General features: G+C 54.9%; 19 protein-coding genes and 3 pseudogenes. 11 read left to right on the top strand and 11 right to left on the bottom strand.

Going from position 1 to position 19,806, the window contains the following annotated elements; translation table 11 throughout:
• Nucleotide 1 precedes the first annotated feature (1 nt).
• Nucleotides 2-1,750 (bottom strand): potassium-transporting ATPase subunit KdpA, encoded by a 1,749-nt coding sequence (gene kdpA, locus JT689_RS00210; protein WP_010904056.1) that lies wholly within the window; start codon nucleotides 1,748-1,750, stop codon nucleotides 2-4.
• Nucleotides 1,751-1,752: 2 nt separating this feature from the next.
• Entirely contained in the window at nucleotides 1,753-1,842 is a 90-nt protein-coding gene (kdpF, locus tag JT689_RS00205) for a potassium-transporting ATPase subunit KdpF (RefSeq protein ID WP_012289616.1), read from the bottom strand.
• 245 nt (nucleotides 1,843-2,087) lie between these two features.
• Here kdpF and JT689_RS00200 point away from each other — a divergent pair, with 245 nt between their 5' ends.
• Complete coding sequence (locus tag JT689_RS00200) at nucleotides 2,088-2,792, top strand: TrkA family potassium uptake protein (protein WP_010904055.1); 705 nt, start codon at nucleotides 2,088-2,090, stop codon at nucleotides 2,790-2,792.
• A 56-nt stretch (nucleotides 2,793-2,848) separates the two neighbouring features.
• Here the strand turns inward: JT689_RS00200 and sph2 are convergent, their stop codons facing one another.
• The 3 genes from sph2 to JT689_RS00185 form a co-directional block, all read right to left on the bottom strand.
• Entirely contained in the window at nucleotides 2,849-4,801 is a 1,953-nt protein-coding gene (sph2, locus tag JT689_RS00195; RefSeq protein ID WP_227970948.1) for an SMC-like protein Sph2, read from the bottom strand.
• A gap of 60 nt (nucleotides 4,802-4,861) precedes the next feature.
• Entirely contained in the window at nucleotides 4,862-5,464 is a 603-nt protein-coding gene (gene rdfA / locus JT689_RS00190; protein WP_010904053.1) for a rod-determining factor RdfA, read from the bottom strand.
• Between the two features lie 371 nt (nucleotides 5,465-5,835).
• Nucleotides 5,836-6,486 (bottom strand): universal stress protein, encoded by a 651-nt coding sequence (locus tag JT689_RS00185; protein WP_012289615.1) that lies wholly within the window; start codon nucleotides 6,484-6,486, stop codon nucleotides 5,836-5,838.
• Between the two features lie 163 nt (nucleotides 6,487-6,649).
• Here JT689_RS00185 and JT689_RS00180 point away from each other — a divergent pair, with 163 nt between their 5' ends.
• Both JT689_RS00180 and JT689_RS00175 read left to right on the top strand, forming a co-directional pair.
• Nucleotides 6,650-6,901 (top strand): AbrB/MazE/SpoVT family DNA-binding domain-containing protein, encoded by a 252-nt coding sequence (locus JT689_RS00180; protein ID WP_010904051.1) that lies wholly within the window; start codon nucleotides 6,650-6,652, stop codon nucleotides 6,899-6,901.
• Nucleotides 6,902-7,336, top strand: coding sequence for a PIN domain-containing protein (locus tag JT689_RS00175; protein ID WP_010904050.1), 435 nt, complete (start codon nucleotides 6,902-6,904; stop codon nucleotides 7,334-7,336). It begins immediately after the preceding gene.
• Between the two features lie 38 nt (nucleotides 7,337-7,374).
• Here the strand turns inward: JT689_RS00175 and JT689_RS12290 are convergent.
• Nucleotides 7,375-7,626, bottom strand: a pseudogene (locus JT689_RS12290) (transcriptional regulator TrmB); the annotation flags it as partial.
• 63 nt (nucleotides 7,627-7,689) lie between these two features.
• On the opposite strand from JT689_RS12290, the gene JT689_RS00170 reads away from it, so the two are divergent.
• Nucleotides 7,690-8,013, top strand: a complete 324-nt coding sequence (locus tag JT689_RS00170; protein ID WP_010904049.1) for a hypothetical protein — start codon at nucleotides 7,690-7,692, stop codon at nucleotides 8,011-8,013.
• Nucleotides 8,014-8,579: 566 nt separating this feature from the next.
• Nucleotides 8,580-9,281: pseudogene (gene orc4, locus JT689_RS00165) on the top strand (DNA replication protein Orc4); the annotation flags it as partial.
• On the opposite strand, the pseudogene JT689_RS00160 reads toward orc4, so the two are convergent.
• Nucleotides 9,272-9,618 (bottom strand): annotated as a pseudogene (locus tag JT689_RS00160) (DNA polymerase domain-containing protein); the annotation flags it as partial. The pseudogenes orc4 and JT689_RS00160 overlap by 10 nt on opposite strands.
• Before the next feature lie 531 nt (nucleotides 9,619-10,149).
• On the opposite strand from JT689_RS00160, the gene JT689_RS00155 reads away from it, so the two are divergent.
• The 5 genes from JT689_RS00155 (at nucleotide 10,150) to JT689_RS00140 (ending at nucleotide 12,791) form a co-directional block, all read left to right on the top strand.
• Entirely contained in the window at nucleotides 10,150-11,049 is a 900-nt protein-coding gene (locus JT689_RS00155; RefSeq protein WP_012289614.1) for a hypothetical protein, read from the top strand.
• A 36-nt stretch (nucleotides 11,050-11,085) separates the two neighbouring features.
• A complete protein-coding gene (locus JT689_RS12380; RefSeq protein WP_010904044.1) occupies nucleotides 11,086-11,217 on the top strand; it encodes a hypothetical protein in 132 nt (43 codons plus the stop codon).
• Nucleotides 11,218-11,524: 307 nt separating this feature from the next.
• Complete coding sequence (locus JT689_RS00150) at nucleotides 11,525-11,686, top strand: hypothetical protein (RefSeq protein ID WP_010904043.1); 162 nt, start codon at nucleotides 11,525-11,527, stop codon at nucleotides 11,684-11,686.
• The gene (locus JT689_RS00145; protein WP_148265513.1) at nucleotides 11,679-12,239 is read left to right on the top strand and encodes a hypothetical protein; all 561 of its coding nucleotides are present in this window, start codon (nucleotides 11,679-11,681) and stop codon (nucleotides 12,237-12,239) included. Before JT689_RS00150 ends, JT689_RS00145 begins: the two co-directional genes overlap by 8 nt.
• Nucleotides 12,240-12,353: 114 nt before the next feature.
• Nucleotides 12,354-12,791 carry a hypothetical protein gene (locus tag JT689_RS00140; RefSeq protein ID WP_012289612.1) on the top strand — a complete coding sequence of 146 codons (438 nt, stop codon included), beginning with the start codon at nucleotides 12,354-12,356 and terminating at the stop codon, nucleotides 12,789-12,791.
• Nucleotides 12,792-13,176: 385 nt separating this feature from the next.
• On the opposite strand, the gene JT689_RS00135 is transcribed toward JT689_RS00140, so the two are convergent.
• The 4 genes from JT689_RS00135 to orc1 all read right to left on the bottom strand — a co-directional run bounded on the left by JT689_RS00135 (nucleotide 13,177) and on the right by orc1 (nucleotide 17,013).
• Nucleotides 13,177-13,584: a hypothetical protein gene (locus JT689_RS00135; protein WP_010904041.1), complete on the bottom strand. Its 408-nt coding sequence runs from the start codon at nucleotides 13,582-13,584 to the stop codon at nucleotides 13,177-13,179.
• A gap of 454 nt (nucleotides 13,585-14,038) precedes the next feature.
• Nucleotides 14,039-14,500 (bottom strand): hypothetical protein, encoded by a 462-nt coding sequence (locus JT689_RS00130; protein ID WP_012289611.1) that lies wholly within the window; start codon nucleotides 14,498-14,500, stop codon nucleotides 14,039-14,041.
• Complete coding sequence (locus JT689_RS00125; protein WP_012289610.1) at nucleotides 14,493-15,395, bottom strand: ParA family protein; 903 nt, start codon at nucleotides 15,393-15,395, stop codon at nucleotides 14,493-14,495. Before JT689_RS00125 ends, JT689_RS00130 begins: the two co-directional genes overlap by 8 nt.
• A 691-nt stretch (nucleotides 15,396-16,086) precedes the next feature.
• Nucleotides 16,087-17,013, bottom strand: a complete 927-nt coding sequence (orc1, locus tag JT689_RS00120; RefSeq protein WP_010904037.1) for a DNA replication protein Orc1 — start codon at nucleotides 17,011-17,013, stop codon at nucleotides 16,087-16,089.
• Between the two features lie 205 nt (nucleotides 17,014-17,218).
• On the opposite strand from orc1, the gene JT689_RS00115 reads away from it, so the two are divergent.
• Entirely contained in the window at nucleotides 17,219-19,726 is a 2,508-nt protein-coding gene (locus JT689_RS00115; protein WP_012289609.1) for a DrmE family protein, read from the top strand.
• Nucleotides 19,727-19,806: the final 80 nt, after the last annotated feature.

Genomic DNA, 19,806 nt, shown 5'->3' with positions numbered 1-19,806 from the left:
GTCAGATCCCTCCGCTCAGTAGTTCACCGATCGGGCCGAACACCAGCGCCGGCAGGAACACCAGCGCGCTAACGATGATGATGACACCGATCAGGAGTCCAACAAACGCCGGCGTGTCAGTGTCGAGAGACCCCTTTGATTCGGGGCTCACCTTCTTGTTGGCGAGATAGCCGGCGATCGCGAGCTGTGCTGTGATCGGAACGTACCGGGCCAGGAGCACCTGGACGCCGTTGACGAGGTTGAAAAACAGCGTCCCGTCGCCGAGCCCCTCGAACCCGCTCCCGTTGTTCGCGGATGCCGAGAAGAACTCGTAGAGCACCTCGGAGAACCCGCGGAACCCGGGGTTGTTCATCGAATCGATCGCGCCCTGGTACACGACGGCCGCTGCCTGCGGGATCAGTACCAGTATCGGGAGTACGAGGATAACGACGAAGACGTACCGCATCTCCTGCCACTCGAGCTTCTTCCCGAGGTACTGCGGGCGGCGGCCGATCATCAGCGCGCCGATGAAGGCAGTGAGGATGACGAACATCAGGATGTTCAACAGCCCCGTGCCAACACCGTTACTGATGTTGTTGGTGGCGAACGCGAACAGCAAGGAGAACGCACCGAGTGCGGTCCAGCTGTTGTGCATGCTGTTGACACCCCCATTCGTCGTACCCGTGGTCGACAGCCCCCAGATCGCACTGGCCGTCGGTCCGAAGCGTGTCTCCTTGCCCTCCATGTTCCCAACGGTCTGGTCGACGTGCAGGCCATTTCCAGTAACCACCATGCCGGCGTTCGTGCCGGTCTCACCGACGACCGCGACACCAGTGAGAGCCATGTAGATGACGAAGAACGCGGCCACGATTGCGACTCCGTGGCTTCGATTGCCGACCCACGCGCCCCACGCGTAGATTGCGCTGAACGTGCCGATCGGCATCGCCAGCGTCAGGACGAGGTTACTCAGGGGGGTAGGGTTCTCGAACGCTGTCGCCGCGTTCGCAGCGTTGATCCCACCGCCGTTCGTTCCGAACATCTTGATCGCCTCGATCCCCGCATGGGGGCCGATGCGGATGTTCTGGATGCCCATCGTGAACGTGTTTGCAGTGAGTTGGCCTCCCAGAATCGTCTGGACGGATCCCTCAGCCATCAGGATGATCGCGATGAGCAGCGAGATCGGGAGGAGGAACCGAACGAGCCCCCGAACGACGTTCTCGTAGAAGTTCCCGAGCCGCGGGTCCTCTTTGTTCGTGAACGCACGGGCGAACGCAGGCATGAGTGCCAGCCCGGTCGCGGGCGTCAAGAACATCGCGATTCCGATACCGAACGTGTGGGTGAACACCGAGAGGGTCTCACCGCTGTAGTGTTGCTGGTTCGTGTTCGAGGTGAACGAACTCGCGGTGTGGAATGCGAGGTCCCAGCTCTCACCGCCAACTCCGACGAAGTTCATCGGGAGGGCATCCTGGAACATCAACACAACGAACAACAACACCCAGATACACACGTTAAACACGAGTACCGCCTTTAGGTACCCTTTCCAGGTCATCTCCCGTCTCGGATTAATTCCGGACAGGCGATATAAGCCGTTCTCGATGGGTGTGAATATCTCGTCTAATCGTTCGAACCAGGACAAGTAACCCGGTGGTCGATGGTCGCTGTTCGCCTGTTCGCGGTACACCCACGCGAGGTACTCGCCGGCCACGAAAACGAGGACGGCAAGGATGGTGAAGAACACCGCGTACTCGACGATTGGTGGTGGACTCGCCATTGTTAGAACCTCGTTGGGTACATCATGACGTACGTCAGGTACGCCACGACCGCTACAGTCACTACTGCCAGTACCGCTTCGCCGATTAGCATGTGCAACTGGCCCGGATGATTTCTCCTTATTTATATTTGTCGGAGTATGGACGGAGTTTTACAACAAATTCAGTGTAAAGCCACGGTGGTGTACATCCCTTAATCCGAGCCCAACGCAACACTTCGCTTAAAAATAGCGTTCAGTGAGCCTCGATGTTTTCTTTCGCTCCCGATGAAGATGCTCGCTGCCACAGTTCTGGATCTACCAGTGTTTTATATTTCCCCTCCGCAAAGTCGATATCACTATGACGACAGTAATCGTTGGTGCCGGCAGAATAGGTTCGAGTGTAATCGAACTAGCGGCCGATGCCAACATCGGCGTCACTGTAATCGAACAGGAGCACGAGCGAGCTCACGAGTTTAAAGCGGACGAGAACTGCCACGTCATCCACGATGACGCCACCGAACGCGAAACGCTGCACGAGGCTGAGGTGGGCAACGCTGATGCAATCATCGCAACTACTGATCAAGACACCACGAACCTGATGGTGCTGATGTTAGCCCGTGAGTTGGGCTGTGAAACACTCGTCAGTGTTGTCCACGCGGAGGAAAACATTCCACTGTTTCGACAGCTAGGAGCCACTATCATCGAGAACCCACAACGATTGATCGCGGAATATCTGTTTCGAGGCACCCATGATCCGGGCATTCAGGGCTTCATGCACGTTGGCGATAGAGACGGTGGAGCTGAAGTCTTTGAGATCTCAGTTGCAGATGGGGCGCCAATCATCGGAAAGACGCTTGAACAGGCAGACGTCGCGGGGTTCCTTCCGCCCAGCATGGTTGTCGTTGCAGTCGAACGTGACGGTGAAATCATCATCCCCCGAGGTAACACACAGATAGAGACGGACGACCTCGTTACCGTGTTCTCCAAGGAGGGGATCATTAACGAGGTGGTTGAACCGTTCAAACCTGAAGCAAAACGGACCGGTGATTCTGATACGGAGTAGCATCCAGAGTGTTTTACAGCAATTCTGTTGTAAATCGAGTTGGGTCGTCGAATCCCTCACTCCTCCGAGGCGAAACTCGCGGGGACAACAGAAGTTTCGTCGCCACCGAGGGCGTCTGCATCCTCGGGAAGGAGAGCGACAATCAGATAAGGCGCATAATCAGCGAAGTAATCAACCAGCGCAGCGATCCGGTCGGCGTCGATTGCCTCCAGCGAATCCAACAACATCATCGGAATGACCTCGTAGACATCATGCACGAGATATCCCGCTAACGCTACTACTAGTCCCACTACTTCCCGTTCACTCTCACTGAGGCTCTGCACGGTATCCTCGTATCCACGCCCTTCATCAGTCTCGCGAACGACATGTAACTCGAATTTGGTCGCAGATCCACCTCGATACCCTCCGTGGCTCGAATTGAATTCTGCACCCTCTTTCCGTTCGATCCAGACACGGGCGATGTTCTTGTAGCGAAGCACATCCAAAATCTCCTCCATATGGTCATTGAATGCAGTGATTGCGCTCTCCTCGAGGTCCCGAATTTGGGTTCGTTGACTCACTAATTCTGCTTGAATCTCATCCTGCTGTGCCTGGAGTTGGTCTCGTTCGTTTTCAAGCCGGTCCAATTCCGCGAGCTCCTCTCGAACAGCAGATAACTCCTCCTCGAGTTGCCCCCGCTGGTATTCGAGTTCACTAAGCTGCTGGTACTGCTCGGTGAGTTCGCTCTCCTGCAGAGCTTCTCGCTCCGAGACAAACTCTTCGAGTTCAGAGAGTCGTTGGTGGACGTCTTCGCGCTCTTCGCTCAGTGATTCCAGAGTCTGGTCTCGTTGTGCAATCTCCGATGAAATCTCGCTAAGACGCTGTCCGATTTCGTCTCGTCGGTGGATTACCTCCTGCAACTCCTGCTGTGATTCACGCAGTTCCTCAATCTCTGTTTGCACCTCGGACCGCTCGGTCCGTTTCTCGTCAACGAGATCGCGGAGGTCGTCCAGCCGACCAGCAATTCGGTTTCGTTCGACTTCCGTTCCACATGTCCAACATTCGACGGTCTCCGACATTGGGTTGAGTTTCGAGACCGGTGACTCCGCTGCGTCTCCGGAACGAAGAAGGTCTGAATCAGCGTTTGAAACCAGATCTTCGTTGAAATCGACGATGGCAGAGAGGTCATTAATTGTCGTTGCAAGCGAGCGCTCGCGAGAAGTGAGTTCAGACAGCCTCGTTTCGATCCGTTTCAGTTCCTCCTCTGAGGTTTCAATAGCCTCTCGTTCCGTTTGGAGCTCGCTCTGCTCATCCCGCAAAGCTTCGCGTGTGTCTTCTTGGGTTCGGATTCGATTTGTGATCGATTCAAGCTCTTGCTTTCGCTCTTCCAACGACGTGAGTGCCTGTTCGATTTCCTCTGCTTCTTCCGGGTCGGCATCAAACTGTTCCAGTTGGTTCCGTAACTCCTCGATCTCTTGGTCACACTCGTCTAGGTCACTCACCAACGTTGTTTTTCGGCTCGTGAGCGACGTGCGTTGGTCGAGATCGTCTTCAATTGCTCTGATCCGCTGTCCGATTCGGTTTCGCTCGCTCTGGAGGTCCTCGATACGGCGCTGGATTGAACCAGTGTCGACAGGCCGCATAATCACGTCTCGCAAGTTTCCGTCCTGAACGATTGCCCGACGGGCAGGGTTCTCCGCGGTCAAACAAACGAACAGATCGACCAGATCACGACGCTCTGTGACAGGCTGACCGGCGGCTTGCACTGTCCCGTTCTTGCGTGTATACTGCTGGTCGTACGTGGTCCCATTGAACTCGAGCCGGACCTCTGCCTCTTGTTCGTCCCCCTTGAGTACGGGGGCGGTCCCTCCAAGCACACCAGCGAGACCGTTGAGGAGTGACGTTCTGCCTGTGGCGTTTCGCCCCCGTAAGACATTAACTCCGGGTTTGAACGTCACGTCGCACTGCGAGATACCGCCGATGTTTTCGGCGTATACAGAAACACGCCCGTCCGTGTCATGTTGGCTCATACGTTCCCCTACTCGACAGCGGTAAATAAGCGACACGGCATTCGTCTCCATACTGCTGGCTCACTTCGCATCGGTTTGACAGTCGCACCCCCGCTGTTCGAGGAACTCTCCGATCCGGTAGGTCCGTCCGCAGGCAGAACACCCCACTCGTACCGACAGAGTGATCTCAGCTGGGGTGTCGGATACATTTCCTGCGTTCCGAAGGCGTTCAATGGTTTGCTCGATCACACCTTCTGACCGTGCTTGAGCCCACTCGATGGTTTTTTGAGCATCGTCGACATCTACCGTCGATTTTCGCCCAGTATCGATTGCTTTGCAGTCGTGCAGATGGTTCCGAACCGTCTGATGGGAGACGAAGTCGCGCTCGACCGCCTCAACATCGATCCCGTTCCTGTCGAGTTTCGAGCGCAACTCTACCTGACGGCTTCGATTGACATCATCCCCCCTCAGGACATTATAGATACTATCTGCATCACCGACCACTTCTCGCGTTCCCGTATTGAGAGATTCTGAGAGAATCTGCTTGTTCAAATATGTAGCCAGGTCTCGAAGGCTATCGCCGTGATCCCGTCGCTCGATCAGCTTCGCGTCGATCTCTGAAATGTCGTAGTCGTCAGCGACGCGGACGATTTTACAACAAGGCTGGGTCTCCTCAGACGTCATTAATACACTCAAGCTCCCGCTATCTAACGAGTGTAACGGTTCTTAGCAGTGTTCGGCTCGACGTAAACCTGAGAGACGCACTTCCCCAATTGTTGCAGGATGGGGTAGTCTACTCCTACTAGCTTCGTCGATAGACATCCAATCTCAGCGTTCAGTGGGCGTCTCGTTGGTATCCCTAACAGGGCCAAGATCGGCCCAGTGGAGGGATTCAGGCCCATCGATCTGCTCCTCGAGAGTTGCCCGGTACAGAACCGGCTGTGAATTGTCCGACAACTGCTGAACAACGCGGAGCCCTTCCAGATCCGAGCCAAGCCGCAGAATCTCACCGGGGGGCCTCCTCACGAATGCGAATCGCTACTGCCGCTTGGCTTTCAGTCAACTTCATCACCGTCCTCTATCGCGTCCATGCCCGGCTTCCACCGGTAATAGAGCGACCGTATCGTTCGATCCGAGTCCCTGGCCATGAGCACTGTTACGCCACTTCGCTGAGTCAGTGTTTCCTGGACCGGTTCGAACACGACCTCCTCGAGTCGAGACTGCTGTTCGGGTGCCCCAATCGTGGTGAGATCGTGTGCTTGGGCTTTCTCGAGGATTACCTCGGTCGCCTCTGGCGCTTCCTGAAGCTCCGTGTTCACCGTCACGTCTGGGCCCAAGACGTACTCTGCGAATTTGAGGAGATCATCGGCGTCCGCTCTTTTTTCACCAGCGCCATCCGGATCGACTACGTGTAGAACCGTCACTGGTGCATCAGCCGCCTTAGCTATCGCACGAGCAGCTTCTGCGGCGAGTTCGGAGTGTGGTCCGGTTCCGACGAGGAGCAGTACCGAGTCGATGGTCTCCGCCTCGGACTCCGCCAACGAATCGACCGTGTGCTCGTCGATGTTGGGGACATACACGGCGTCGTTTCCATCTCGGGTCCTGGGGTTCTCGCTCGTCTTGCGGTGGACTGTGGCGCTATCACTGGCGCTCCCATTCCGTGGTGAGCCATCGCGTTCCGATTCCCAAGGAACGCTCTCTCCCACGGATCTACGCGACCGGCGATGTTTGCCGCCGCGTTCCCCGCCCAGACGGCGGGCTCTCAACGATCTCAAGATAAATCAGCAGCCTCTTCGTCGAATCTCCCGTTACGTACTGGGTGGTGTGGCGACACACTAGACTTTCGTGGTCTGTCACATACGTGGTGGTATGAGTAGCGACAGAATCGACGCCGAAAGCAAAGTGTCTGGGAACCAAGCGAACATCCCTGCTCGAATACGACGTGAACTCGATATTGACGACGGTGATCAGCTCCGCTGGCAGCTCGAAGATGACGGGAGTATCCGGGTGCAAGTCATCCAACAGCAGACCGGCACATTCGCCAATTTCGACGGCTACGCTGGTGAGGAGGTAACTGACGTGACCAGCAATCACGACTCTTGGGGCGTCAACGTCGAGTAAATGCCGCGCGCACTCATCGATACATCGGTTCTGTTTGCAGCCGCGTACAAGCGGGACGATTCACACGACACCGCACTTCCGGCGCTCCATGGCATCGACACTGGAACGCTCCCGGAAGCAGTTGTCCTTGATTACGTTCTCGCCGAGACGCTCAACGGTCTCACGACCCACGCCGGACACGACGCAGCCGTTGATCTCCTCGATCGCATCGAAGAGAACGCTCGTTTCCACATCGACTCGCTCACCACCAGCGCCCTCGCGACAGGGAAGGCACTCTTTCGCCAGCACGAACCACTCTCGTTCGTCGATGCCTGCATTGTCGCGTATATGCAAACTGAAGGGCTCGGCCATCTGTACGCGTTCGATGACGACTTCGATGCCGTCGAGGACATCTATCGCCTCGGTACAGCGACAAATCCCTACAATTCAACCTGATGCGCACAGACGACACGGTTGGGGAACGAAGTACAGGCTCAAGATAGTCGCAGTTTGTAGTCAGTCGCCAGTTTTTCGAACTTGTCCCACGCCGGGGGCCGGGCATCGTTGACCTCGCCGTGCGTCTCGAGGTAGCGCAGCACAGCGTCGAGTTCGGCTTTGAGGCCATGCGTCGCCGCCTGTGCTCGGAAGTCCGCCTCGTTGGCGTCGATGTGGCTGAACAGGAGAAGACAATACGAACGATGGCGGCTGCCGTCGTCGATCAGCAGCGTGTGACAGCAGGGCTTGGCCCATCGTCTTAATCAACAAAATTATGCGTAGAGAGTCTGTGTTGGTTAAGACGGAGAGAGTCGATGTCCTCCGAACCACCGTCCCCACCGGCGACCCTCGCGACGGAGATCGTCAACACGATCGACGAGTCGGACCCGGAGCAGCTCCGAGACGTAGCTTCGTACGCTGAAGCGCTCGCCGAGCACAAGGAACGAGAGGCCTGTCTTGAGGAGTCCTCAGATCAAGAAGAGGTCAAAGAGCGACCAGATGATCTCTCGGATGATGTCCCTGCCGAAGCGACGATCACGATCAAGGAGATCAACGACAATCGCTACTACTACTGGCAGTGGCGAGAGGGAGAGAAGATTCGTTCTCAGTACAAGGGACCGGTCAACCCGGACGAGTAAAACTCGATGAGGAGGACACCCACCCCACGTTTCCGTCGTTTCTCCACGACGGCGTAGGGAGAGGCTACGATTGGTAGTATGCAGCCACTAATTCTGTTGACCTAAAACCAATCTAGAGATGAACCAACTTCTGGAAAACATAGATTAAAGTAGTATAGCTGAGAAACGCTCATTAAGCGTACTTTGAGTAGGGAGGGAGCGAAGTACTTCGCCCCTTCAGACGAAACAATCCTTTCCAGCTACTTCTATAGACGGCCAACTTTGGACGGCTAGGCCGCTCTCGTCTTTGGAATCTTGTCGTGGACGTCCTCTTCGAGTCCCCTCCCCACCTATTCAGTGATTACGACGGAAACGTGAGGTGTGTGGGTTCGGGATTCGACATCGAGGCGACGCGTCCGTCTACGGGTTTCCCTTCTCACGTCGGAAACGAGGCTATATTGTCAGCAATCCAACTCCACCGAATTACGGCATTTTCCCGCTGATATCGGACAAGAAACGTCGGAAACGTGGGATGGCGTTCTCCACTAGATTTATACCCCCTCCCCGCTCACACCGTGTGATATTCAATGACGCCCGACTCTTCACCCAGTTCTGTCGACGATCCACTCTTTGAATCCGGGCATCGTATCTTCGCGAACAAGGATCTCCTGAAAATCGGCCACGTGCCGGAGGCTGACCGGATCGTCGGTCGTGACGAGGAAATCTCGAAGCTCGCGAAACGTCTCAACGGTGCTGTCCACGGGTACTCCCCGGAGAACGTGATGATCTACGGGAAAACTGGGACCGGTAAATCTCTCGTTTCAAAACACGTCTGCCAGCGAGCTCAAAATGCCGCTCAAGATGGCGTCGAGATTGGAACAGCGTATATCGACTGTGCTGAAGACAATACCGAGACCCAAGCAATCTCCTCACTTGCCGCGAAGCTGAACAATGAATCTTCGACCGGAATCTCCGTCCCTCATACCGGCCTCAGTACGTCGAAATACTACAAACTCCTCTGGAAGACGCTCGACGCTCAATTCGATTCTGTGATCATCATCCTCGACGAGATCGACTTGATGAACGACGACAGCGTGCTGATGAAGCTCTCGCGCGCTGAGGAGGCGGGGAAAATCGACTGTAGCGTCGGCGTCATCGCGATCAGCAACAAGATACAGTACGTCGACAACGTGAACGAGCGCGTGAAAAGCAGCTTCCAGCACAAGGAGCTGTTCTTCAAGCCATACGACGCCAACCAGCTCCGGGAGATCATGTTCAACCGCGAGGATTTCTCGTCGTCGACGACCACGTACTCGATATCCTGGCCCGGGTGGACTGCCAGTTCCTGCTCACGCGCTCGCTTCAAAGCGGCCACGTTCTGAGTATTCTGAGAGTACCCCTCTAGCGGCTTGGAGACACAATTCCGTTCGACGAGCCGCTCACTGCTACGTTGCCCGCCTGCAGTTCGTTGACTGCTCGTTCAAGCCGTCCGAGCACTGCGTCTGGTGACCGCGTGGCATCGAGCCGGTCGAGACAGTCCCGCTGGACGTCCTCGATGAACGGCGGGGTCGATCGCTGCCGGGCTTCGATGCCTCTGATTTTGAAGTTGTCCTCGCCGACGATCCGAGGCCCCATTCGGGTTTGCTCGCACTTCAGGTGGTCATCGGCGACCGTCGCGACCGATTCGGTGAATTCGTTTCGTTCGTTTCGCGTAACGAGCACCGGGGTGTCGTACCCCTCGGTGAACATCACCATCCGAGTGTCGCCCTCGAACGCAGTCAGCCCGCCTGCCGGGAACGCGAGCCGACGCGGTGAAAAAACTGGGGTTGGCGTCGTTGAGGCCGTGCCATGGCTGTCAGGGGTAGCCAACGCTATCGGCGCGGTCGCCGCGGAGCGGGTACGCCGGCCGTGGTAGTCGAGGCCGGGGAGTAGTCCATGCGACGAAATATAGCTGGTAAAATCAGAACTACTGCCAGAGACGAGCACAGGAGGACCGCTCTCAGCTGCCGTGCTGGGCGGTTGTCGCTCTGCGTTTGGTTCGGGCCTTGGCCTCGGTTCTGGATCATCAACAGCCCTCACATTTATTTCCTTCTATAGTTTGCACAATCATATAATACATGTATTAATTTAATATATTGGGACATCTGGGTAAGGGTGATGGTTTCCAAACAAAACCGTCGCACGTTCCTGAAGACCGTCGGTGCATCAGGTACCACAGCAATCGCCCTTTCGTCCGCTGCCACTGTGAGCGCAGAGGATAAGAAGAACACTACCATCACAGTGAAAGACGACTCAGCAAACGACGCTCTCATTGAGAGAGCGCGCGAACTCGACTACCAGCGAGTCTCTGAGGTGTCCGGCGAGGACAAGTACAAGATCATGCTTCTCTCGGAGAAGACTCCCTCCTCCTGGAAAGAGGACATGGTCGACAACTCGACCTCGTCCATGGGAACTCAGGAGATTGCCGGTGGGCCGCCAGAGGTCCCCCTCGGAGAAGACCAGTCCTTCGGAGACATGGAGATCGGGGATTCCTGGGGAAACTGGTCGGGTGATGTCGTCGGGAACGCTGGCGCTAGTACTGACTTGAGCGCTGATCGAGCAGAAGCATCTGCACTGGCTGCAAGTGGTCTCGGCGAAATCGACCAATACGCCTGGGTCGGGAAACCGTTCCAGGTGACCGGGAATGGTAGTCAGACAGCAGATGTCACCATCTCGGGGGACTGGCAGGGTCGCGTCTTGACCACGCCTTCTGGTTCCATCGAGGTGATCATCACGGCGTTCGTTGAGAACCAGACGACCGGTGCTGTTTGGGAGTCTCAAATTCACCAGAACAGCGGCTCGTTCATCGACGGCTACGTCTACAACATGTCCTCATATTCTGAGACGCTGTCCCCGGAGCTGAATGCTGGGGATACGTACCGCGCGTACGCCCAGATTCACGCCTTTGCGTCGGTGGGTGGTCTAGCCGATGCAGCCTGTGACTTCGGTCCGGGTGACGGAGATAACGGGAATCCGAAGCAGGGTCTCTACGTCGACGACGTCGAAATCGAGTTCTGAGCAAAGTATTTACGCACCCACAACATCATTACGCACATGGCTGATTTGAGTCAAATCATGTGGCTCGGCACGATGGTCGTGGCGTTCCTCGTCGTCGCCGGGTTCTACTACACGCTCGTCAGAGAAGGCGGAGCATTCCTGAAGTCACTCCGCTCGAAGGTAAGATAGTCTGATAATCCCTCCGCGCAACACGACGCCTCCATTTCCTTCAACGAACGGCTAGTGGATTCCCCAGAGAAGCGGGGACCTCGCCGGTCGCTGTTGGCGTTACGCTTCCAGTAGTTTGGCCGTCTAATCTGAGACCGAGACGTTACAAATGACCACTATCCGTCCTGAAGCTGTTGCCGCGCGAATTTCAGCGTCCGTTCCGGTGACGTGTGAACTTCGAGGCCGGAGTTTTTGACTTTCTTCTCATAGATCTCGAAAGTATGCCTCTACAGTTTTCGAGCAGCTGATCGGGAAGCTCAACCGAGATATGGAGATCCGCAAGATGGTCGCGGATTCAGACCTCCTAGAGGGCGCATCGTTCGTCCCGAAAGCTCCGTCAGAGGAGAAACTTCGTGAAGCCAAGCTCGAACGCATGGAAGAATCACTTGAGCCCATTGCGGACGATCAAGCCGAAGGGAGTAGTGAGTGAAGACGATCTCCTGAACACTAATTACAGACAATTCTCTATCCCTGAGTTTCTTATTGAGAATGGGTTGGCCAATCCCAAATCCGGGGGGCTTGCAGTCGTGATCTCTATTCCTTATAAAACCAACAAAGTATTTAGGATGAACGGTAGGGGAAATAATATGCGTCAGTGGTTTGGGGATGACATGCCCAGACGGGTATTGCTGCGTTCAATAGGCGTGTGTTCCGCTGTTGGTATTGCGGGATGCCTTTCTCAGGGTGAGGCGAGGTCAATTACCGTTTACAATTATCGAGATGAAATGGTCACAGTTGATATGCGTGTTGTTGATGTCGGGTCTGGCGACGTAGCTATTGATACTGAATTTTCTATTGATCCAGATGGGAAGAAAGTGTTTGGCGATATCTTTGAACGGGATGGTGAGAAAAAAATTACTGTGAGCGTCCCGGGGGTAGGGTCAGAAGAGAAGACATGGAGTGCGTCATCCGACCCAAAGACTAGCGGTCAGCTTGGAATTTCGATTAGAGAGAATGTTGAAATCAGAGAAGGTTCTGGTTGAAATAATTTCTATTATCTGCACACTATGGCAATCGTATATTGATTTTAACTACCTCGTAAATATCGTATTGAGTCCGGTGAAATTGAGCTGACTCGGTACGCAACCGACGCTGACGTGGAACTACTGAACGAAGAGAATGTCATCGTCGCGACTGATGAACTTCACCACCCTCGGAACTTCTCAGGGGGTGGTTCCACTAGTTCAATTAAGTTGGACCCGAAAATCGGTCAACGCCGAAGTCACGAGCTTGAGATCGCCTCTGAAATCGAACACCCACGTGCGGAAGTTGCAACTGGCAAAGATAGCGTCGGAATCAAATCTGAGAAGGGCGCTTCAGAATTGAAGCCCACGGAACAAACCGCGCATCAAGAACAGCCGAAACAAATCGAGTATATCTCGCAGAAGATCGTAGGTACCGAACTCGTTGATGTTAATGGAGTGTCCGGGAAGCGCGAAGCCCCGATCGTCGAGGAAAAGAGAGTTTCAGACAAAGTAATTCCTAAAACGAAACTCAAGAACCACGGACGGCTCACTCCTAAATCCCCAGAATAGGCGTTGATAGCAACGACTCCTAACCTGTATCCTATCTCGGATATTAATGCAGGAGAAGACGGATCTCCGCATCCGACCCCTCGGTGAGATTGACCGATATGTCCACCTCGTTGCTCACACTCTCACACAATATGATTCCAGTTTAGGACATAGTTCTCAATGTGGTGTTTCGACCGGGCGTTACTCCCTGTGGGGGGTGTATTCGTGGTGGATATCGCCTTTGCTAAATCGCCGAGAGCCTCGGTGACGGCGATAAAAGGCTATCACAGTTTGCATCACCGACCAGAGGCATCCCCGACGACTAGGCACGTCGTGCGGTTAGCCTACCTTGGTTGCGTAGCCTTTGCCACCCCGCGCATAAAAAACTACGTCGGACATCTCTCGATCACTTTTTGCGTGGATCGCCAACAGGCACTTCGCCGTACTCCGGACAGGAGACCCAGCCCTGACTAAAAGCAGCGCCAAGTCCCTCGTCTGGCCGCCACTTATGCTCCTCGCCACAATTCGGGCACTCCACGTACGGCGGGTCGATCTCAACCGCTTCTTGTTCCATGTAGTGATTTCCTTGGTATGCCTCGCAGTGCTGGCAGACGTTTCCCCACACCTCTTTTTCAAGCGTGTTGCTGTAGACACGTTTGACAGGAGTATCGTACTTTGCAAGCACGCCACCAATAGGGGTGTTGAGATGGTCGTCGCGGGGCCAGACTATTGGCGTCTCCTCACCGCACTGCCAGCACTCGGTCTGCCACGTCAGTAACTTGTCTTGATCGACAGAGAGGCCATCAGGAAGCATGTCGCCTCGCTGTTCGCCACCGGCATATTTGATTGCTTGGCCCCTTCGACCGAGGGTTCTCAGGGTCTACGTCGCTATTGTCGTTCATTCGTTTTCGTCTCGGATATCGTTGATAGAGCGTTCAAACCGGTTGCCGTCCCGTTTGAGGTCCTCCATGGAGCCGTCACGGTCGAACAGGACCTCGGGATCGTTCGGATCTACGAAGCCGTCAACGACAGGATAGACGGGAGAACGTGTGGTACCCGAAGTGGTCACCTAACGACGGCCGTGGATGGCGTAGCGATGCTCCCACTACGGACAAGTCACTCAGCGTGAAGGGAAGCGAGAGCGCGGGCGTGCATCCCAATAGTGGCACAAAGCGACACCCGCACGCACCCTCGCAGTCCCCACTTACTGCCCGTGCGTTAAAAGCTATTCGTCGGGGTGTCGAGAGTCGAAAAACACCAGGTCGCCGCTACTCGTCGCTGAATGTGTCCGTATCCGCGTCAGGGATGCCGCGTGCCTCCTTGATGTACTCCACGAGCAGGTCGGGATGATCTAGCGCCATCTGGACCATTGCGTCGTGTTTCTCCGACGTTGAGACGTCTTTCACGCCGTCTTGCACGAGCGCCGGTGTGATCTCCACGTCGTCAGCATCCTGCCACGCTTCCAGAGTTGCCTCTCGGACGTAGAACGGGAACTGTGTCGCTTCCTCCCCGTACTCGAACGCTCGCGTCTTGAATGGGTCCGCCGTTTCCTCAGTCACAGTCTGTTCGCCAGTCGTCATCGATTCATCCGTATCATCATCACTCGTCGTTTCCTCACTCGTCGCCGTCGACGTCGACGCGGTCGTGGTCGCCTCACTATCCTCAGTCTCCTCGGAGTCCTGGTCCTCGATGGACTCGTTGAGGTCGTCGAAGGGGTTGCCATCACTCATCACGAATCACCTCACCTTGTTCGACGATCTGCGCGAGCTCATCATACGCTGCCAGTTGGTCGCATTCGCGGTCGAAGTCCCGCAGCGGCTCGTTCGCGTCCCGCAGCGAGTTGTTGATGGCGTCCCGGTGCCGGATGCCCGGCAGGCCGTCGTCATACTCGCCGGCCTCGGTGGCTTCCCAGTCCTCCGGGGAGATGTACGCGAAGTTCGGGACCTTCGACGCCACACCGTCCCGCGTGGTAATCTCCTTGAGGAGTTCTTGGTCGAGCGTTGCTTGGTCGATACGCCGCTGGAGGTCGGACGGAACGACGGCGAGAATGTCGAGGTCGAAGTACCGGCGTGCGGGTTTCACGAGCCGGTTGACTGTGTTGTCGAGGCCGGTTTCGTAGCCGAGTTCCGGCCGCAGCGGGATGATGAGGTTCCCGGTCGCGAACATCGCGTTGTCGTTGAGCTTCCCGCGGTTCGCGGGGCAGTCGATAACGACGTAGTCGTAGTCCTCACCAAGGAGCGGTTCGACAAGATGCTGTTTGAGGCGAGCAGAGCCTTGCACAGCGTCTTTGAGCGTGGATTCGACGCCTTCTAAGTCCGCGTGGGACGGGAACAGGTCGAGGCCGCCAGCGACGTTGACGATGTAGTCGCGTGGGTCGGCCTCGTTGACAAGGACTGCTTCGGCGTGGTTCTCGTTGTCGCCCCCGGAGCCGTTCTGGTAAGCGTCGCGATGGCCGAGGTTGAGAGTGAGGTGGCCGTTGTCGTCGAGGTCGACAAGCAGTGCTTTTTCGTTGCGGTGCGCGAGCTCGCGAGCGAGGTTGAGCGCGGTGGTCGTTTTCCCGAATCCGCCTTTCAGGATGCCCACACAGACCGCACGCGGGGTTTTGCTGGTGTTGCTTTGTGCCATATCGGTTGCCTCACCCGAGACGACAGTAGACAACTCCTTTAGCTTTTCCAAAGTAGACACAACAGACAGGAAAGCCACAGTAGACAGAACAGATACAGTAGACACAGTAGACGAAGTAGACGTAGTAGATTGGTTTTTTAGAGTCTGATAGAGGACAGTAGCCATCTACTGTACAGCAGATGAGATAGATACAACAGATAACTACTTTAGGAAAGGTGGGGGAGGCACAGTAGACGGAAGATATAGGAGAAGCGAGGGGGAGAGGAGGGTCTTCTGTCGGGCGTAGATTGCTTTCCGATGGCACTGCAACAGTCTGCTCAGTGTGTGTCGATTCGGGTCTTTTGGCGGGGCTGGGCCGTTGTAGTACAGGTTGCCTTCGAGGATGTTGGTTTGGAATTCTGCTCGTTGTACCACTCGGTGAACGACTGGTTCGTAATCTGGTCTCGGACAACGGGCCCGATCTCGGATACCTCTTCGATTTGCGATGATGGTGGGGTTGGATGGTCGTCTCCTGGTGGGTCGGTCATTACATATCGAGTGAGAGTCCTCGGGGCAATAGGGAGGGGCGTGTCGTTTCCGAATCCACGCCTGCGACCGCGTGTAGCGGGATGAATTACGCCTGTACGAGGTAGGTTCGGGCTTTCGTGTTGCCTTCGGCGGTGATGAGGTTGTAGTGTTTGAGCTTGGAGAGCTAGTTTCGGACCATCCGCTTGGTCTTGGGGTCATCCGTGCGTGTGCAGTAGGCGTCGTAGAGGTCCTGCGGTGAGATTTCCCCGTGTTCGGTGATGATGTTGTACAGGAGTTCTTGGTGTGGGGTGAAGCGATCGACGGTTCGTTGTTTGATTTCCGATTTCGCTTCCGGAGTCACCTCCTCGATGAGGTCCGCAGTAATCTGGTCACTACCGGTTTCGCGTGCAGTGCGCGCAGAGTGGCGGAGGATTCCGATGACGACGCGGGCATCGCCGCCGGCGTTCGCGGCGATGAGTTGGAGGTGTGAGTCACTGATGACGTCTTCTTCTAATCCCCAGTGCACGCGGTCGTGAAGGATGGGGATGAGTTCGTTTTCGTGGTAGGGGTCGAAGTGGATGCGTTCACAGTCGGTGAGGCGGCTATTGAGTCGCTGGTCGAGAGACGCGAACAAGTCTTCCTCATCGTTGGCGATGAGAATCATCGTGATATGGGGAATGCGGTAGAGGTCGTACAGCAGGGACTTGTCCTCCAGCTGGTCTACTTCATCTAGAATGACGACGTACGAGGTGTCGTCGGCAGTGCGGAGACGATTGAGGTGGACATCAGTGGGTGTGGATTGGCGGTGAATATCGACGGTTTTCCCGATACCGTCGAGGAGGCGGTAGAGGGTTTGGAACCGGCTGTGGTCTTCCCAGCAGTTGACGTACTGGTAGTTGAGCGCGACGACCTCACCACGGAGTTGTTCGACGAGGAACTGCGCGATACAGGTTTTCCCGACGCCTGACGGCCCGTATAGGAGCGCAGAGTCGGCGCGTTCGCCTTTCGTGAGTGGGTTAAGGACGCTGGAGAGGTAGTTGACTTCTGCGTCCCGGTGTTGCACCTCGCGTGGGATGAATTCTGGCTGGAGTACTCGTGCGTCGGTGATCATGGGTTTGCGTCGACGCAGGCTGCCAACATTATAATTGGAAGGGTGTCGTTTCCGAATCTTCTGAATGCTATGTGCCGCCCACCCAATCCCTTTTACTTGTACTGGTCTTACCACAAATCAAAGTGTCAAAGCGACCCGTGCAGAGCCACTCACAGCATAGGTGCAATCTTCTTGGAGTTAGCCTTCGGCTTCAGGTGAGTCTATAATGAGTCGGATAGATGATTCGCTAACCGATTTAGAACTTATTGATTTACCCGCACTCAGGCTTGACGAGGGCGAATATGAACGTCCTGAAACCGAATCTGTGCACACTGATTTGGTCCAATCCGGTGTTGGATTGGAAAAGGATATTGGGATTATAACACCGACTCTCCATAGCGGGTTTTTGGACTATTACGCGTTAGCAGCGATGTTTCAGGATATGTCCTCCCTCACACTGACGTTTATCGTCACGCCAAATACGTCGGTTCGTGACCGCTATGAGCAACTGAGGAATGGGATGCAGTACAGTACAGAGCGCTGGCCGCTAGCAACGGTAAAAGCAAACAAAGAGCTTAGCTATCGGACCGAGCACGTGCACAGTTCCGATGCGCCGCCAGGTGTTATTTTCACTCGTTTCAGCACTCGGTTACCGAATGACGAGATAAGTAGCGAGATTCGGACAGTCCTCTATGATGACGCAGTGAAATTCGAGGAAGAACGATGGGAGCAGTTTCAAAGCTGGCAGGATCGGAATGACATTCCCAGTGTCGTCTATCTCATTCGTGACCCGCTTGGGCCAGTATACCAGCGTGTAAAAGATGATCTTGACGTGGTGTGGGCTTGGACGCCCACCGGTATCCAGTCAACACTCGGTGACCAACAGAGCTCAGTAGACGATGACGTACCCTCAGTTCTGGAAACTACTAATCGAGAGCGCCAATTCCTCAAGCAGAAAGCAAGCGGGCAAACTCATCGGATTCACGCCTGTACAGAAGGTGATGTTGTTGAAGCCTTTGCTGACCTATGGAGTGCGTTTGAAGAGTTAGAGGACGCGGCAGACGATATTGACGAGCACGATCTGTACGTCGCTGTTGGTGTCGCAAAACGCGCGATTAACGGGTTCACCCGCTTACTCTCAAGCTTAGAATACAGCGACAATTACCGGTCTAAGCATGGGAAAGCGACGACACTCTCTGGACGTGTGAGCCAACTCGAACACATCATGGATGGGTTATCCGGGGATGCTGCAGCAGGTCGTACTCCCGTGGAACATGTCCATCACGCACTATCCGAGCTTCGAGATACTCTTACAGATACGGAATCACAGAAGTGGAAGCGAGGTGCAGTCCTAACGGCGATTCAGAAGGTTACTGACGAGAATGAAGATCTGATTATCGTGTTACCAGATGAGCCAGCCCGCCAGGCACTCCAAGCTGATTTACGAATTAAACTCACAGATTTCTATTCGGAAGCGCGTAGCCACGTTCACCTCCATACACCTCAATCATTACCGAATGCTGACCCGGCAGACTACCTCCTCCTCTATGGACCACCAAAATACGACCACCGCTGGCTTCTTCGAGCACCGCATGCGCCAGATATCGGTGTTTTAGCCTATGATCACGAATTAGGACTGCTCCACTCGCAAGTGAGGGATTTGAACCGGGAGATGGAGCACTCAACACCGGATATGAGCGAGGCTGGGTTACAGACACAGATTTTGAACACGATTTCCGCACCGGCCCCACTCCCAGAAAACCAAGAAAATACGGCTTCAACAACTTCGAGCCCTACAGATCCAGGTCAGTATGACGGTGTCTCTATAGATATTCCTGATCCTGATACTGAGGACAACACCCAAGCCACGCCGTTTGATGACTATGAGTTAGTCGAAGGCGGCTCCAGTGAGTCGGTTGATGACTTGATTGAAGACCATGTCCCCGATTTCACTGGAGATGCAACGTACACCCCTGATACAACACGATCTTCGACGACAAATTCGCGGGAACCCACCAATGATAGTCGTCAAGTAGAGGGATGTATCGGGATCCGGGTGCAGGATGGGAAAGCGATTGCACTGCCGCCAACAGCCAGTCTAGAAGTGGTCAATACTGATGCTGGGACAATTGTCGAGAAACCAGTAAGCTCGATTCAATCGGGAGACCGTGTGGTTGTTGTCGAAGATCGAGATAGGGTCCGGGATGAAGTAGAGGAACTTCTCCTAGATAGTGGTCATATCGATCTTATCGGCTATGCTCGATTATGGAAGAACCAGTTACATACGGAGATTGAACGGCGTGATGATAGCCTGGAGGACTTCATTCAACGCTTAGAAGAACAAGGGCTGGACAAGACTCGTTCGACATACCGTTCGTGGTACTACGGTGACCTCCATCTTCCACGAGCGAAAGATAGCTTGTATGCTTTGGCGCAGGCATACGAGATAGACGAGGTGTTAGAGGAGTTCGAAAACGTGTGGACAGCCAATCACAAAATCAGGAAAATCAAGCGTGGCTTCCTTGACCGCCTAAAGCACCAGAGCCAAGAGGCCTTAGCCGCCGATGAGGAAGGTGACCCAGTAATCGATGAGGAACTAGATATCCGTCTCTCAGACCTGAATCCGACTGATGAGGCTGGCACACCATTTGTCCAAGTATATTTCGTAACCGAGGTCGCAGACGTGGGAACGTTCTCTAGGAGCCAAGTAGGTCAGTGGAGAGATATCGGGTAGTCCAGATTCGATTGCAGATCACAGTTTAAAGTGACACTGGGGATTGGTTTTATCCGTAACTCCCCCATAAGGCAGAGTAG

Origin of the sequence: Halobacterium sp. GSL-19, from assembly GCF_016917855.1 — an archaeon.
GTDB classification, from domain to species: Archaea; Halobacteriota; Halobacteria; order Halobacteriales; family Halobacteriaceae; genus Halobacterium; species Halobacterium salinarum.
This window is presented reverse-complemented; position numbering and strand designations above follow the sequence as displayed.